The sequence below is a fragment of the Candidatus Tisiphia endosymbiont of Stenodema calcarata genome, assembly GCF_964030695.1.
Classification (GTDB): domain Bacteria; phylum Pseudomonadota; class Alphaproteobacteria; order Rickettsiales; family Rickettsiaceae; genus Tisiphia.
Window position 1 is genome coordinate 1,042,065 of record NZ_OZ034911.1, and the last position, 16,090, is coordinate 1,058,154.

Consider the following 16,090-nt stretch of genomic DNA (forward strand, 5'->3'; position numbering starts at 1 on the left):
AATCTAGCCGGTAGTAATATAATACCGTTAGAGGGTTATATTACTAAACAAGAGCATAACAGTCTTAAACTTCGAGAAGCTGGTTATGAGGCATGGTTGAAATTCATCCATCCGCTACTTGATCACCAAAAAATTGCTAAACTAAATGAGAAAATAGATCATAAGGCAATATTTAATAATCTTGCTAGTAGTATTCATTTAAAAGATACTGACCAATATTTAAATATAGCATTCACTTACGTTAGAGGAAGTAACGTAGCTGATGTGGTGTCAGCTAGTAGGAAACTACATTTTAAATCGGCAGAAGCTTGGTTAACATATCAGAAGGAGTTTGGTAATTACGTACAAAATGACTTTGTTGACAAGCTCATTAGCCCTTTAATTAAAAGTCGATCCTTCATTGCTGATTCGATAGTTAGTAACCTTAATATACTAGGTCGGAGTATTGGGGTGATGGAGAGTATGGGTTGTAATCCTGAATTAATGCTACAATCAATCAAAAGCACTTTTACCAAGGAGCTACAAGAGTTAGCAATTAAAGACCCAGCTATTAGCCCTGCTTCGAAACTCGCTTGTGCTGAGGGATTTGAAGGAGACGCGGAACCTCGACCCGCAGCGTACTCTAATGTCACACTACTGGACAAAAAGGTTAGGTTGGTTGCACAAAGTGTAACTTAAACAATTTTATGATTAAGGAATCAAAAAATTGCTTAGAACGACTATAAGCTTGTTTAATTGATCTTATACCTAACTGTAGTACAGAATAACTCCTACATCCTAGCGTTTTCTTCATTTTTATCGGTTGCTCTTGCTCTCCAATTGCTCCTATTTTTATTGCCATTGCATATGCTATAAATAAACATTTTATAAAATTCTCTAATCGCACTTTACTCTTTATATGCGTATCTTCCATTCTAAAACCATTACTTTTGCACCCTTTAAAGCCTGCCTCGATATCCCATCTCTTCCGATATATTTCAGATCCGTTTGACATGTTCTTACTATACACTATCGATAGATATTCTCCGCTTGCTAATTTGATATGATCAAATTTCACTGGGACAGAATAAAACCTTGTAGAAAAATTTCTTATCTTTATTTCTTTCATGCTATCGATCCTAATCCATTGACCTTCTTTATTAACTATTCTATTTGTCCTTCTCACCCTTAATGCATAATTAATATTTTTATTGTGAAGATAGGTAATTAATTTCTCATTATCAAATTCCCTATCTCCTAATATTCCCTCTATCTTTTCCTTACCAAATTCCTCTATAAATTTCGATATTACTGCAATTTGATCGTCTGCCGTACATGCTCCTTTATAAGGAATTATTTTATATATTAATGGCATAGCAATTTTATTATATGATACCGACAATACTAATATATTTCTTATCTCCTGTCCTAATTCCCAAGTGGTTCTATCTATTGATAAAACCACTTTCCCTTGAGGAATATAATTTTTCATATACTTATAATAATCATCAATATTGATATTGTCTTCTTGAAGAAATCTATATACCGCTTTTATTTTTGAATCTAATAATTTATCTCCTTCTATTTCTTCTGCCATATTTTTATATTTGCTTCCTCGACACAACATTAATGATTTTATTATGCCCTTGAACGTGTTTAGTCTTGTATCTTTCATCTCAAAATGATTATATAGTAATTCGGCTAGTAACATAGAGCACCACAGATTTTTTTGTGTTCAATCTAAAATACTCTATTTACTAGCTCTTGCAACCACCCCATCTCTTTTGTCCAGTAGTGTGACTCAAACGTACTTGAGGATTCGAGTCTAGTCCCGACGCACAAATTACCAGCAGAAGTAGAATTATGCAAGAGGTCTTTATTTTTATTACTATTCTACCTGCGTTGTTGTATTACCTGCTAAAGATATATCTTGAATCTCTTCTAGTGGTATTGTTATTATTGACAAGTTAGTATCTACTGAGTAATCAACATGTTCGTTCTTACTATCAGAACTTTTACATACTTCTGTTGGGTGATTAACGTTTTTGTTCTTACTGCCAAAACTTTTATATGCTTTGCATGCAGCAATCCCAACAAAACCTATAATAACACAACCAGTAGCTGTGCTACCTATGCTTAACATTATTGTCCCACTATAGTCAATTGATGAGAAGTTGGTGACGTCGTCTTCGATCGCTCGCCTATTACATATAGGCGTCGCTCCATCGCTCCTAGCACCAAATCCTCCTAAATTGACTATATCCTGATTGTGAGAAGTTGATTTTTCAGGAGTATTATGTTTAGGAGTAGTAGTATTTTCTAATGTATAACCAGCATTTGTGTAACCCTCACTTATTGCACGTTTTGCAATATAATGTGCTGACAGATTATCTTTATCATCTATCGAGTTAGGACGAATCATAGAAAGAGTTGTCAATAACAGCATATCTTTATCTGTATATAACTTAAGAGGCTCTACTTCTTTAGAAAGAGGTTTATCTTGTTTTGAAAAATTATATTTTCGGAAATGATTAGCCCAGTCTCCCTGATTATGTTTGTTACGTCCCATATTCTTCCTCCTTGTACATTAACAAATTTGTTGCATTCAACTACTTTACATAAAATATCGATTAATATCAAATGAAATTATTATATTTAATAGCTAATATTCTAAATATAATAATATATTAAAAATTATGATATTATTTGCTGTTAAAAAGATTATTTCAGTATCTTTATGATTGACTAAATAGGATTATTATAGTGTATATTAAATTTTGCTAGATTTCACGTTTAGCAAAAAATATATAAAAACATTTTAGGAGCATATGATGATAAAAAAAAATAGATTAATTACTACTATAATAGGATTACTATTACTAAGTTCAAATAGCTTAGCAAGTACAACAATTGCAAAATCAAATGCCAATAAAACTAATATTAGTAGTAGTGGCACTAATGATGAATTACAAAAAATTGAGAATGATTTCAAGTCTTATGCTGCGGGAATTTCAGCAGAACTAAGAGAAGAAATAACAAAATATAGAATAGAAGTGGCTAAAATTAATGGCCAAAAACGTGAATTATATAAAAAAATCTCACAAGAAGCTCAAAATTATCTTGCCAAAGAACGAGACTATAAAAAAAGAATACTATCCTTAAGCAAAAATTCAGATAAAAACCAAGAGGATACTAGCTCTATTGAGAAAAAATCTGACAAAAAAGATTTGCCTAAATAATGCTTTATGAACAATTTCAGCAGAATATTGAAAAGCTAGTTGATAGACCTCACCTGAGGTCTATCGCATTGGCTATTTCAGGTGGTTCTGATTCCATAGCCCTTTTAATGTTAACACATAAATGGGCTAGCACTAATAGTATTAAGCTAGTAGTGATGTTAGTTAATCATCATTTACGAGAGCAGGCTAAGTTGGAGCATGAGTATGTACGAGACTTAAGCCATAAATTGGGACATAGATATCACCAGCTTCATTTCGATCACCAAAATAATTTTTCTAATTTACAAGCAAGGGCTAGAGAAGGTCGTTATAAATTAATGACTGATTTGTGTAGCAAATTAGATATATTGACAATTTTAACAGCACATCACTTGGATGATTATATTGAAAATTATTGGCTGAGATTAGAAAAAAAAAGTAGTCTATTTGGACTTAGTGCTAGCAATATTAATTGGTATAATAATGTTAAAATAGTGAGACCATTGTTTAACATTCCGAAACAACAGTTAATTGCATATTTAGTTACCAATAATATAAAATGGTTTGAAGATGAATCTAATAAATCTGATAAATATCAACGAAATATCATTAGAAAAAAGCTATCCCTAGAAGGAGAATATATAAAGAATCAAATAACTTCTCAACAATCTAGAATTAACCAAGTAGTAGAAGAGAAATGGCAACCGGAATTGATTGCTTGCATCGCAGAATCAGTAAAAATTTATGATTTTGGTTTTGCTACTGTAAATTTATTAAAGTTTGCAGAATTTTCTAGTGCAATAACACTACAGGTAATCAGTTTTGTACTTATCATTATTAGCGGTAAGAACCGCACTAGTAGATCAGGCTCAATAAGTATGATAACAGAACTATTACAACAAAAAATAGACTTTATTAAGACACTCCATGGTTGCGTGATTAAAAAAATTAGTAATAATCTAATAATTTACCGAGAATTTGGTAGGAATTTACCTATAGATATTATGCTTAATAATGTAGATGCATGGGATGGTAGATTTCATTTCTATATCAATAGACCTCTTTTAGAATTCGCTCTAGCTCAGGAATTTGCAGGAGATCCGGAACGCAGAACCACATCATACTCAAACATATGTGAGGATTCGAGTCTAGCCCCGACGTCCAAATTACCAGCAGGAGTAGAATTATACAAGAGGTCTAATAATTCAGGCTATTTGATCAGTAACCTAACGATCAAGGATTATAGTAAAATAAGGCAAGATTTAGATTTTAAAATACTGAAAGACGCAAGTTTTAACAATCATATAGCTATTTTATTCACCCTACCAGTAGTCAAGATACTTGAAAAAGTTATAGCCATACCCCATATATCGTATTATAATGATCAAGGTTTGAGGAGAAGTCTTAGTGTTTCTTTCTCTCCCAATTTTATATCGCGTTTTACGCATTTCTGTTAGGTGAGTCATAGATGAATAATCAAGGTAAGAATGTTCTAATTTGGGTGTCAGTTTTTGTTTTAATGATACTTGTTTTTCATGCATTTCAAAATGATGGTTTTATTGGAGGAAAAAGTAATATCGCTTTTTCAGATTTTTTAAGCAAAATTGATGAGAAAGCAATTAGTGCTGTTAAAATTCAGGGTAGAATGATTGAGGGGACTCTCAGCGATGGATCTTCTTTTTCAACTTATGCTGCTGACTATCCAGATCTAATAAATCGCCTAAACAGCAATTCGGTTCATATTGAAATAATACCACCTGATACAAAAATGAACTTGTTGTTTAACATATTTGTTTCGTGGTTTCCAATGATTCTTTTGATAGGTGGGTGGGTATTTTTCATGCGTCAAATGCAAGGTGGAGGAAAAGCCATGGGTTTTGGTAAATCTAAAGCTAAACTAGTTTCAGATAAAGGTCCGAAAATTACTTTTAAAGATGTTGCTGGAATTAACGAAGCTAAAGAAGAGTTAACTGAAATTGTTGATTTCCTTAGAGACCCAAGCAAATTCCAAAAACTTGGTGGTAAAATTCCAAAGGGATGTTTACTTATAGGATCACCTGGAACAGGTAAAACTCTCCTAGCAAAAGCTATAGCCGGCGAGGCAAATGTCCCATTCTTTAGTATCTCTGGCTCTGATTTTGTTGAAATGTTCGTTGGAGTCGGTGCTAGCCGTGTCCGTGATATGTTCGAACAAGGTAAACGTAATGCTCCTTGCATAATTTTTATTGACGAAATAGATGCAGTAGGTCGCCACAGAGGTATTGGTATGGGTGGTGGCAACGATGAACGTGAACAAACACTAAATCAAATGCTGGTAGAAATGGATGGGTTTGAGGATAATGAAGGGGTAGTTATCATTGCTGCAACTAACAGACCGGATGTATTGGATTCAGCATTGCTAAGACCTGGAAGATTTGATCGCCAAATTACTGTTCCTAATCCAGATATTGATGGTAGAGAACAAATTTTACAAGTACATTTGAAGAAAATAAAATGTGCCTCAAATATAGTCGCTAGAATCATAGCTAGAGGAACTCCTGGATCTTCAGGAGCAGATCTTGCTAATCTTGTCAATGAATCTGCATTAATTGCTGCTCGCAAGGGCAAAAAAGAAGTAAGTATGGCAGATTTAGAAGAGGCAAAAGATAAAGTGTTAATGGGCGTAGAAAGACGTTCTATGGTTATGTCAGATGAGCAGAAAAAACTAACTGCTTATCATGAGGGAGGGCATGCATTGGTTGGGTTGTATTGTCCTGCTTCTGATCCAATTCACAAAGCAACTATTATTCCAAGGGGTAGGTCACTTGGAATGGTTATGCGGCTTCCTGAAAATGATCGTTTTTCTATGCCACGTGATAAAATGGAAGCTGATATAGCGGTAGCAATGGCTGGCAGGGTAGCTGAGGAGCTTATTTTTGGCAGAGATAAAGTTACTTCTGGGGCTTCTTCAGATATTAAAATGGCAACCCAAATGGCTAGAGCTATGGTAACGGACTGGGGATTAAGTGATGCAATAGGACCAGTATATCATGGTTCGAGTAATGAAGATCTATATACTAGTGGTAGGGGAGCAGGTCATACTTCTTTACATACAGCAGAATTAATTGATACAGAAGTAAGAAAAATTATTGAAAAAGGTTATGATTTTGCCAAAAATATATTAACTACACATATTGATCAACTTCATTTGTTAGCTAAATTATTGATTGAACATGAGACATTGTCTGGTCAGCAAATTAAAAACTTGCTGAGTGATAGATCAATGAATTCAGAAGAGGAAAATTTATTTCCAATAAAAAATGATTATGGTGGTACTGTAAAAGTTAAGAAACTAAATCAGAAAAGGACAGCAGGATAATTGAAAAGTCGTGGCTACGGTAGGAAATGTGCTTGATGTCACCCTACAACTATTGAAAGTTAAAAATCGTCTATTAGCGATGAGACCATAGGTCAACGAAGCAATTTATATGACAAGCTTCATGGATTGCCACGCTCACGTACGTTCGCTCGCAATGACGGTTTAAGCCTTACAACAGCACTTTGCTAATAGATGATTTTTTAACTTTCAACAGTTGTGAATGATACCGAGGCTACTTAAGTTAATAAAACTTGCACACTTGGTATAGTTAGAATTTTAGATAAGGAATAAACATGGCAGAACTTAGATTACCACCTAATTCTAAAGTCCGTAAAGGTACTACATATAAACATTCTGGAGAAGCGGTTAAGTTACGTAATATCAGAATTTATAGATATGACCCAAATTCTGAAGAAAACCCTAGAATTGATATTTATGAGTTAGATCTATGCAAAACAGGTTCAATGGTTCTAGATGCCTTAATTAAAATAAAAAATGAAATAGATTCTACCTTGACTTTTAGGCGTTCTTGTCGTGAAGGAATTTGTGGTAGCTGTGCGATGAATATAGATGGAACTAACACACTTGCCTGCATTAAGTCTATTGAAGAAATTCGTGGTGATGTCAAGATATATCCTCTACCGCACATGAAGGTAGTAAAAGATTTAGTACCTGATATGTCGCATTTCTATGCTCAATATGAATCGATAGAACCTTGGCTAAAAACTGACAGTCCGCCACCTTCCAATACTGAAAGATTGCAGTCTCTTAAGGATAGAGAAAAACTGGATGGTTTATATGAATGCATATTATGTGCGTGTTGTTCCACCTCTTGCCCAAGTTATTGGTGGAATGGTGATAAATATTTAGGACCTGCGATTTTACTACAAGCCTATCGGTGGATTGCTGATTCTAGGGATGAGTATACAGGAGAACGTTTAGATGCTTTAGAAGATCCATTTAAATTATATCGTTGTCATACGATTATGAACTGTACAAAAACTTGTCCGAAAGGTTTAAATCCAGCTAAAGCTATTGCAGAGATAAAAAGCCAAATAATAGAACGTCACGGAGTGTAAAGCGAATAGACTTACTTAATTCACCTTACGTATAGCATTTAAAAATTGCAGAAAAGTACAAGACGTCTATTAGCGAGACCACGTGAGTGTAGTGGCAATCCATATTCATTAGATTGCTTCGTCGCCACAAAGTGGCTTCTCGCTAATAGACGCTAGGCTGTTTTTCCTATGACTTTTAAATTGCCATGGGGGTTATACGTAAGGTGAGTTACTTAACCTAAGTTCAATATAGCATTAGTGTATACTCTTCTGAAGAATTGTTTTTTGAAAATATCATGGATTCGCATGCGTAACTATACTATATGTACGCCTAGCATGCTCACCATTTATTTTCAAATCCAATTCTTTAAAGCATTTATAGATAAAAATCACTCTACATGATAATTTTTAATAAAATCAAACTTATAATTTTTTTTATGCAAAAGATCAACTAACTGACTTAAATTTTCTTTGCCATTAAATTGGTCTTGAAACATTTCATCATGCATAAGTAAAATTAATTTATTAGGTAAGGCAGTATCATTTCTGTTAAATTTATCTTCTATCTCTTGCACTAATTCATCTAAAGATTGAATTGGCTTGCCATGTTGATTATGCACCCATTCTAAATCCCAGCCATATAGATAGAAGCCGTTTTTATATATTCCATCATCATCTATTCTTTCTACTTTATCTTCTTCTTTTGAAATATATGGATCATCTTTACTTAGGTTGGGGAGACGGAATACATCTCTACCTGGTAGTCTAGTATTGATATGTGAACCAGTAAAACCAAAAACAGTATTATTTTTTTTAAGATCCTTAATTACATCCGGAAGCTGATGATAAAAATTCCTATAGTGGTTATTAGCGTGAGTATAGCTGTGATTTCCTATTTCAATAAAAGGATTTTTTTTAGCTAGATCAACAGCTTTCTTTAGGCTAGGACTCGAATTATCATAATGTAATCCTACCATGAACATGGTAATAGGAGTCTTTTTTTGGGTCATGACATTAATAACATTTTCGGTTCCTCCAAGAGGCCCATCATCTGATGTTATATAAATTGTTTTATTTGTATCTGCACATAATGCATAAGGTAGATTTACTATAGCTACGAAACAATAGATTAGGAAGATTTTGGTTATTCTCATAAAAATATACCTGAGATTATATGGTTAAGTAGGTTGCTTTTACCGTAACATATAATTGTATCATTACATTACCAAGTATACCAAAGTAAAAAATTGACAATTAACAATAAATATTTACTGGTAGTGATATTAATAGCGATGTATACTCGATGAAAATCAAGAATTGCGTCGTCATTATCCAAGATCTGCGGTGCTCACATACTATATGTACGCTCCGCTCCTCGACTTGGTAATTCCTAGCATTTCATGATTTTGATCTTCGTCTATCAACTCTTCATTTACAAGCAGTATAGTGGTTCATTTGAGTATAATTTTGCTAAAGACAAATAATCTTGTGGTGATAAATTTTCAGATCGAGAAGAATTATCAATCTTTAATTGAGATAACAAATCTTCTATGTGCGGGGTTAGTTTCTTCAAAGATGATTTAATCATTTTACGACGTTCACTAAAGGCTAGTTTGGTAATTAGTTCAACTTTCCCAATTAGTTCAAGTGTTAATGGATTATCAAAAGGCACGAGTCTAACTATTGCAGAGTGGACTTTTGGTGCAGGGTAAAAAGCTTGCGGATTAACATCAAAACATTTTTCGACTGAACAAAGTAACTGACATATTATTGATAATCTGCCATAAGATTTTGTTCCAACTTTACCACATATTCGCTCTACAACCTCTCTTTGCAGCATTAAAGTCATACTACTTATTAAGTATGATTTTTTTAACCATTTTATGACTAACTCTGTACCTATTTGGTAAGGTAAATTTGAAATAATAGTTATTTTATCATGTGTTTTGTCATGACTTAAGGTTGATAGATCAAATTTAGAAGCATCTGAATGAATAATATGCAGATTAGGGTATAACTCTCTTATTTCCGTCAGTAACGGTATGCATCTAGCGTCAGTTTCAACCACAGTTAAAGATTTAGGGTTGTAGGAAAGGATAGCTCTAGTGAGTCCGGCTGTACCAGGACCAACTTCTAATACAGAGTCATTTTCTCGGAGACCGCTTACGCGAACTATTTTATCACATAGACTACTATCAAAAATGAAATTCTGACCATATCTCTTAATAGGAACAATACCATGTTGGCTGCCATGCTTGGCGATTGAAGGTAGTGTACTCGGATCATTCGAGTATATCACAAAGGTAGCATTATTTTGATATATGCTTTCTTACGCATATCCTCAAAGTATTTTTGGGCTTTTTGTGACATTTTTTTATTAGTCAGAAGATTTACTACATAATCATTTTCATCTAGAGTAACATTAACTATCTTTTTATTACACATTAAGATTAACTTAAACCCATCTTGCATCTCGAAAACACTACTTTTCTCTCCTGTATTTAAATCCTTGAGAATTGTTTGTAACGTAGAATCTAGAGTGCTTAAATTTTGATTGACTATTTCTAACGTAGAAAAATCTTTATATAAAGATTCTTTGATATCATGACAATTTGTAAGGCGTTTTTGTAACCCATACATCTTTTTCAAAATTTTATCCTGTTTATCTTTTGAAGTAAAGATTTGGGCCGATATTTCTGCGTCTTTTGAATTAGTCGCTAATATTATAGCATCAACTTCTTTTGCACTAATAGCAACTGATCTAGAAATACTAGATAAAATATTCATTTTGATAATTTCAGCACCAATCTGAGATTTAAAACTATTAATATCTACAGATTTACTCTTCAAAAGTTGCATTAATTGTCCTTGTGCCATTTTATTACGTTGCTCAATAGTCTCTATAGACTCATTTAACTCACTATCAGAACTTTTTTTACCGTTTACAGACTGATAAAGCAATAAATCATCAATCACGCTGTTAATTGCCATCTTGTCAAGTTGCTTATCTGTTTGAGAATCAGGATTGTTAATATTGTTAAGTGCCATGATCATGTGTTTTCTAGCTAGAAATTCATGTAATGTAATTGGCTCATTATTAACTAATGCAACTATATTGGATAATTCTGCTTTCGCTATGGCTAGGTTAAAAACGATAGCAACTAAACAAAATAACTTCTTCATAATTTTAGACTCACATATTTAATATTTTTAAACCTATAGAAATAGTAGGTACAGCAGAATTCTTTTTTATTCCCCTACTACCATCTTCCATGTAATTGTCTGAAAGTTTTCCGGCTATTCTAACACAATCATTCAAGTATGTCACCTGGATACTCTTAGAAAGAACATTTAGTTTGCTTTTTGGCCAATCTACTCTCATATCATAGGCAACTGACCAATTTTCGGTTAATTGATAAGTGAAATTATAGTAAAATTGCCTTATTTTGTTATCAGTTAATTTATCTGTAAAATAATATTTCTGTAAATTTGAAATCTGAACCAATCCAGCAGTTAACTGAATTTTCTTAGAGTTAAGGCTTCCACCTAATTCATCTCTAATTGGATCAAAATTTCTACTTTTTCTAAATCTATAGAATAGTTCTATCTTATCAGAAAAACTACTAGCAATTCTACCAACATTTTCGATATTATTAATAGAGTTAGTATTAATAGCAGTGTTATAGGTTTGTCCTAGAAATAAACTTGTATAATTCTCCTCCGATAGTATAGAAGAATTAACCCCATAACTTAATCTATTGCTAAATTCATGATAATCTATACCACTATAACGATTCGAATTGAATATATTATTTTCTGATAGTTCATATTTTGATGGATCAATAAAGGAAAATTTCTTATTATAATTATGTCTACGTCCAATAGTCACAGATATAATTGGTTCTACAAATAGACTAGTTTTATCAAAAATTGATCCAGCTAATGGATAACGCCAAATATTTTGGATGTCAGGTATATTTCTAGTTAGAACATGATTAGTCCTAGAATCATTTAGATATAGGTGATTAATAAAATATACATCTGATCTATTACGTAAGGTAACATTAAACAAATGACCTGTCTCAGTTAAAAAATTATTATCCACTGCTAGTTGCAATGCAACTCGACCTAGTTCTTTTCCACTTCTTTCCTTATAGATTAATGCATCATTCTCTACAACTAAATTACTAGTTTCTTCGTCATTTAGAGGTATAACATTCTTGGTGCTGACCTTGGGAAAAATTAATGGATTCGTACTACTAGAATCATTTGTTCCCAATCCCTCAAAATATATTCCTTCCGTTAATAAATAATTATAATTATTGACATGTTCTAAATATAACTTAGACATTAAATACGGAGTATAATTGTTATAGTAATTTTTTAAATAAGCTTTATCAGAAGTACGTTGTAACCTAAATCCGTATCTATAATCGTTTTTGGTAAAATTACCATTGCTTAATAGATAATATGAGTTCACCTTACGATTTTTTATCGTTACATCACCATCTTTTATAGAGTATGGTACTTTACCATAATTAGCGTCTAAAGATATATAATCAGTTTTATTTGGTTTGTAACGAGCTTCTAGTTCAAAAATTTTATATATAATATTATGCTTTTGCCAAAAGACCCTAGGGGTTAGAGTAAAGTCTAGATTAGGTTTAGCTCTATAATATAGCGGTATTCCCAAAGCATTATTCCGCACTCTAGGTATCAATATTCCTGATTCTGCGGAAGCCTTAGGTGTTGGATGAGAAAAATATGGTATATACAAGATTGGTACACCATATACCTCAAAAAATAGGTGATTATAAACCATTTTATTCTTATTAAGATCTATCTCAGTATTTTTTGCAGAAACTTGCCAAATAGGTTTTTGGTTACATAGTATTTTGCATGGAGTAAAGGTGCTATTATGCAGACGAAAAACATCTTCATTTATTCTTTCTGCTAATTTTGATGCTAATAGTGTATTATCACCAAAATATAAAATAAAATCTGAGATTATCCCTGCCTTTAGTTTGTTTTTTAATATAACAAGATCTCCTAGAATAATTCTATTTTGCTGATCTTTAATTCTAATATCACCTTCAGCCCAAAGTTTATCTTGCCCTATATCATAAATCAAAGAATTAGCTGTTAGGAAGTAATTATCCAATATAACTTGAACATCACCTTTAGCATAAATAAACTGTTCTTTTTGGTTATATTCAATATAATCCGCTGACATAAAGCTAAATTGTTTGCCTATCTTTTGTTTATCAGTCCCTTGCTTATCAGCTATTGCAAAGCCAAAAACCGATAACAAAGTAATAATAATTAATATATTGCAGAAAATTCGCATTAAAGATAACTTTTGAAGTAAGATGATATATCATGTATACATCAAATTTGATATATTTATACGATAATCCGAGGTTAAATAGTAGTAATTTTTAAAATTAGGTTGTCCTTGAAATAATAGTTATACTGTCAATCTATACTTGACTAAATTAGTATGGTATTATATAATCATGTTATTATAGGGGAGTTGTTTGTATGCAATTAACTACAAAGGGGCGGTATGCTGTAATGGCTATCTTAGAAATCGCATCGCAAATGTCGGATATGCCTGTTACCTTGGCTGAAATTTCAGCAAAACAAAATATACCGGTTAACTATTTGGAGCAAATTTTTGCAAAACTTAAGAAAGCTAATATAGTTAGATCAGCGAAAGGTCCAAAAGGTGGTTACATCATTAATGAAAAATTAAATAATATCAAGATTACTAATATTATTGATGCGGTAGATGAGAATATTGAAATGACAAGATGTTTAAGAAAATCTCAGAATAGTTGCGTACCTAATAAAGTAAAATGTAACGCTCATCATTTATGGTTAGGTTTAAGTAAGCATATAAGGAACTATTTTGACACCATCTCTGTAGCTGACATGCTAGCTGATACACTAGATTAGCTCTAAAAGTTTTTGAAAATTATTTTAACTTATGTATTAGTGGACGAATAAATTATGTTATATATATGTTATATTTAGACCATAATTCTACTACTAACGTTCATCCTAAGGTTAAGGAACTTATGAAGAATTTGCTCGAAGAAGCATATAATCCGTCTTCTATTCATACCAAAGGGCGTTATGCTAGGAGTTTAGTAGAAACAGCTAGGGAGCAAGTTGCAAGATCTGTGGGCGTTGACATAAATTCTAGAGAATATCAGGTTATTTTTACTTCCTCTGGCACAGAAAGTAATAATTTGCTGATGAATAATTATTATGACGGAGAAATTTTTGTTTCTAGCATAGAACATTTATCGATCTTTGATCATGCTAAATATAGCAATAATATTAAAATTATTAGGGTAGATAGCGATGGCATTGTTGATGCTCAGCATTTAGGAGAACTACTATCGGTTAGTCATAGCAATAAAAAGCTCGTGTCTATAATGCTAGCTAATAATGAAAGTGGTGTTGTGCAAAATGTACAAGAGCTGGTTAAAATTGCCCAAAAATATGGGGCAGTATTTCATAGTGATTGTGTTCAAGCAGTTGGCAAAATATCGGTCAATATTAAAGAATTAGGAGTTGATTTTGCTACTATATCAAGTCATAAATTAGGAGGAGTACAGGGAAGTAGTGCGTTGATTGCTAAAGCAGAGCATACGCTTAAAGCAATGATGATTGGTGGAGGGCAAGAGAGAAACATTCGCTCAGGTACAGAAAATGTACTAGCGATTGCTTCGTTCGGGCTTGTATCATCAATAGCGACTACAGAGATAGAAGATAGATACAAAAAAATGAAGAAATTACAGACATATTTGGAACAAAATTTGTGCAACTATAAAAATGTTAAAATAGTGTCGAAAGATGTTGAAAGATTACCAAATACCACGTTGATAATCGTACCTAACACTGATGCACAAACCAAATTGATAGCTTTCGATTTACGGGGTATAGCAGTTAGTTCCGGTTCTGCTTGTTCATCAGGGAGAGTTGGTAAATCACATGTTTTATCGAATATGGGGTTTAGTGAGGATGACACTAGGTCTTCGATTAGAGTCAGCTTTGATTATCAACAAACTACCCAAGATGTTGTGACGTTTATTAAAGCATTTGAAGAAATATACACTTCTAACTTAAACGTCATTGCGAGGAAGTAGCAAAGCTAAAAGAGTAACTAGTATGGATGAATTAGAGAAATTAAAACAAAAAGTAAAATTAAGTGGTAAATCGCTGCCAATTTATATGGATTACCAGTCTACAACTCCTATAGATCCAAGGGTCTTGGAATGTATGCTGCCATATTTTACCACTAAATTTGGTAATCCGCATTCTAGGAGTCATTCCTTTGGTTGGGAAGCTGAAGAAGCTGTGGAGTTGTCGAGGAAAAAAGTAGCTAGGCTTATTGGAGCAGATCCTAAAGAGATTATTTTTACTTCTGGTGCTACTGAATCTAATAATTTAGCTATTAAAGGAATTGCCAAATTCTATGGTAATAAAAAAAATCACATAGTGACGGTGGTAAGTGAACATAAATGCGTTTTAGATGCTTGTAGACATTTAGAAGATGAGGGATTTAAGGTAACATATTTGCCAATTCAGCTGAGTGGTTTGATTGATTTAGAAATATTGAAAAATGCCATAACAGATCAAACTATACTGGTATCGGTGATGGCTGTAAATAATGAAATTGGTGTTATCCAACCAATTAAAGAAATTGGCAAAATTTGTCGTGAACGAGGAGTATTCTTTCACTCAGATATTGCCCAAGGATACGGCAAAATTCCAATAGATGTTAATGATTGTAATATTGATCTTGCAAGTATTTCTGGGCATAAAATTTATGCTCCTAAAGGTATTGGTGCTTTATATGTAAGGAAAAAACCTAGGGTACGACTAGTGCCGATTTTAAATGGTGGAGGACAGGAAAGAGGTATGCGTTCTGGAACTCTACCAGCTCCTTTAATTGTTGGGCTTGGTAAGGCTGCTGAAATAGCTCTGCTTGAGATGCAAAAAGATGCTAAGCATGTAGAAGAGCTTTTTGATAGGTTTTATGATAATATTACTAAAGAAATTGCCGACGTTTATCTAAACGGTGCTAGACATAATAGATATAAGGGGAATTTAAATCTAAGTTTTGCTTATGTGGAAGGTGAGTCTATGATACTAGCTATTAAAGATTTAGCCGTTTCGTCCGGTTCTGCTTGTACATCATCTTCGCTTGAACCATCATATGTACTAAAAGCTATGGGTGTTGATGAAGAAATGGCACATACCTCTATTAGGTTTGGTATTGGTAGATTTACTACTAGAGAAGAAATCGATTATGCTGCAGCGTTAATAGCGTCCAAAATTAATAAATTAAGAGAGCTAAGCCCTCTTTGGGAGATGGTGCAAGAGGGAGTTGATTTAAAGCAGATCAAATGGGCAATGCATTGATACCCCAGCATCGGGATAAGAATTTGTCAATTCTGATCCTA

The 16,090-nt window shown here is 32.9% G+C and carries 14 protein-coding genes; 8 read left to right on the plus strand and 6 right to left on the minus strand.

Translation table 11 applies throughout. From position 1 onward, the window contains the following. The first annotated feature begins 96 nt into the window (after positions 1–96). Positions 97–678: a hypothetical protein gene (locus tag ACQH1W_RS04760; protein ID WP_375332618.1), complete on the plus strand. Its 582-nt coding sequence runs from the start codon at positions 97–99 to the stop codon at positions 676–678. Here the strand turns inward: ACQH1W_RS04760 and ACQH1W_RS04765 are convergent. Continuing rightward, positions 650–1,690, minus strand: a complete 1,041-nt coding sequence (locus ACQH1W_RS04765; protein ID WP_375332619.1) for a transposase — start codon at positions 1,688–1,690, stop codon at positions 650–652. The two genes, ACQH1W_RS04760 and ACQH1W_RS04765, sit on opposite strands and share 29 nt — an antisense overlap. A 177-nt stretch (positions 1,691–1,867) precedes the next feature. Further along, the gene (locus ACQH1W_RS04770; RefSeq protein WP_375332620.1) at positions 1,868–2,548 is read right to left on the minus strand and encodes a hypothetical protein; all 681 of its coding nucleotides are present in this window, start codon (positions 2,546–2,548) and stop codon (positions 1,868–1,870) included. Positions 2,549–2,810: 262 nt separating this feature from the next. Here ACQH1W_RS04770 and ACQH1W_RS04775 point away from each other — a divergent pair, with 262 nt between their 5' ends. From ACQH1W_RS04775 to ACQH1W_RS04790, 4 genes are all read left to right on the plus strand, one after another. Continuing rightward, on the plus strand, positions 2,811–3,218 hold the full coding sequence (locus tag ACQH1W_RS04775) for a hypothetical protein (protein WP_375332621.1): 408 nt from the start codon (positions 2,811–2,813) through the stop codon (positions 3,216–3,218). After that, entirely contained in the window at positions 3,218–4,654 is a 1,437-nt protein-coding gene (gene tilS / locus ACQH1W_RS04780; RefSeq protein WP_425360963.1) for a tRNA lysidine(34) synthetase TilS, read from the plus strand. Before ACQH1W_RS04775 ends, tilS begins: the two co-directional genes overlap by 1 nt. A gap of 11 nt (positions 4,655–4,665) precedes the next feature. Then, positions 4,666–6,555 (plus strand): ATP-dependent zinc metalloprotease FtsH, encoded by a 1,890-nt coding sequence (gene ftsH, locus ACQH1W_RS04785; RefSeq protein ID WP_375332623.1) that lies wholly within the window; start codon positions 4,666–4,668, stop codon positions 6,553–6,555. A gap of 293 nt (positions 6,556–6,848) precedes the next feature. After that, a complete protein-coding gene (locus ACQH1W_RS04790; protein WP_375332624.1) occupies positions 6,849–7,634 on the plus strand; it encodes a succinate dehydrogenase iron-sulfur subunit in 786 nt (261 codons plus the stop codon). Positions 7,635–8,002: 368 nt separating this feature from the next. Here the strand turns inward: ACQH1W_RS04790 and ACQH1W_RS04795 are convergent, their stop codons facing one another. The 4 genes from ACQH1W_RS04795 to ACQH1W_RS04810 form a co-directional block, all read right to left on the minus strand. After that, complete coding sequence (locus ACQH1W_RS04795; protein WP_341761773.1) at positions 8,003–8,767, minus strand: polysaccharide deacetylase family protein; 765 nt, start codon at positions 8,765–8,767, stop codon at positions 8,003–8,005. A gap of 278 nt (positions 8,768–9,045) precedes the next feature. Next, entirely contained in the window at positions 9,046–9,909 is an 864-nt protein-coding gene (rsmA, locus tag ACQH1W_RS04800; protein ID WP_375333237.1) for a 16S rRNA (adenine(1518)-N(6)/adenine(1519)-N(6))-dimethyltransferase RsmA, read from the minus strand. Further along, complete coding sequence (locus tag ACQH1W_RS04805; protein WP_425360964.1) at positions 9,909–10,796, minus strand: SurA N-terminal domain-containing protein; 888 nt, start codon at positions 10,794–10,796, stop codon at positions 9,909–9,911. Before ACQH1W_RS04805 ends, rsmA begins: the two co-directional genes overlap by 1 nt. 10 nt (positions 10,797–10,806) lie before the next feature. Continuing rightward, entirely contained in the window at positions 10,807–12,960 is a 2,154-nt protein-coding gene (locus ACQH1W_RS04810) for an LPS-assembly protein LptD (protein WP_375332626.1), read from the minus strand. Positions 12,961–13,154: 194 nt separating this feature from the next. Here ACQH1W_RS04810 and ACQH1W_RS04815 point away from each other — a divergent pair, with 194 nt between their 5' ends. From ACQH1W_RS04815 to ACQH1W_RS04825, 3 genes are all read left to right on the plus strand, one after another. Next, the gene (locus ACQH1W_RS04815; RefSeq protein WP_341761770.1) at positions 13,155–13,571 is read left to right on the plus strand and encodes an Rrf2 family transcriptional regulator; all 417 of its coding nucleotides are present in this window, start codon (positions 13,155–13,157) and stop codon (positions 13,569–13,571) included. A gap of 65 nt (positions 13,572–13,636) precedes the next feature. Beyond that, on the plus strand, positions 13,637–14,770 hold the full coding sequence (locus tag ACQH1W_RS04820) for a cysteine desulfurase family protein (RefSeq protein WP_341762895.1): 1,134 nt from the start codon (positions 13,637–13,639) through the stop codon (positions 14,768–14,770). A 22-nt stretch (positions 14,771–14,792) separates the two neighbouring features. Beyond that, entirely contained in the window at positions 14,793–16,049 is a 1,257-nt protein-coding gene (locus ACQH1W_RS04825; protein WP_341762185.1) for an IscS subfamily cysteine desulfurase, read from the plus strand. The last annotated feature ends 41 nt before the right edge of the window (positions 16,050–16,090 follow it).

Coding starts and splice junctions, on each gene's coding strand:
- ACQH1W_RS04765 (WP_375332619.1), bottom strand. CDS start 1,690: ATGTTACTAGCCGAATTACTATATAATCATTTTGAGATGAAAGATACA.
- ACQH1W_RS04770 (WP_375332620.1), bottom strand. CDS start 2,548: ATGGGACGTAACAAACATAATCAGGGAGACTGGGCTAATCATTTCCGA.
- ACQH1W_RS04775 (WP_375332621.1), top strand. CDS start 2,811: ATGATAAAAAAAAATAGATTAATTACTACTATAATAGGATTACTATTA.
- tilS (WP_425360963.1), top strand. CDS start 3,218: ATGCTTTATGAACAATTTCAGCAGAATATTGAAAAGCTAGTTGATAGA.
- ftsH (WP_375332623.1), top strand. CDS start 4,666: ATGAATAATCAAGGTAAGAATGTTCTAATTTGGGTGTCAGTTTTTGTT.
- ACQH1W_RS04790 (WP_375332624.1), top strand. CDS start 6,849: ATGGCAGAACTTAGATTACCACCTAATTCTAAAGTCCGTAAAGGTACT.
- ACQH1W_RS04795 (WP_341761773.1), bottom strand. CDS start 8,767: ATGAGAATAACCAAAATCTTCCTAATCTATTGTTTCGTAGCTATAGTA.
- ACQH1W_RS04805 (WP_425360964.1), bottom strand. CDS start 10,796: ATGAAGAAGTTATTTTGTTTAGTTGCTATCGTTTTTAACCTAGCCATA.
- ACQH1W_RS04810 (WP_375332626.1), bottom strand. CDS start 12,960: ATGCGAATTTTCTGCAATATATTAATTATTATTACTTTGTTATCGGTT.
- ACQH1W_RS04815 (WP_341761770.1), top strand. CDS start 13,155: ATGCAATTAACTACAAAGGGGCGGTATGCTGTAATGGCTATCTTAGAA.
- ACQH1W_RS04820 (WP_341762895.1), top strand. CDS start 13,637: ATGTTATATTTAGACCATAATTCTACTACTAACGTTCATCCTAAGGTT.
- ACQH1W_RS04825 (WP_341762185.1), top strand. CDS start 14,793: ATGGATGAATTAGAGAAATTAAAACAAAAAGTAAAATTAAGTGGTAAA.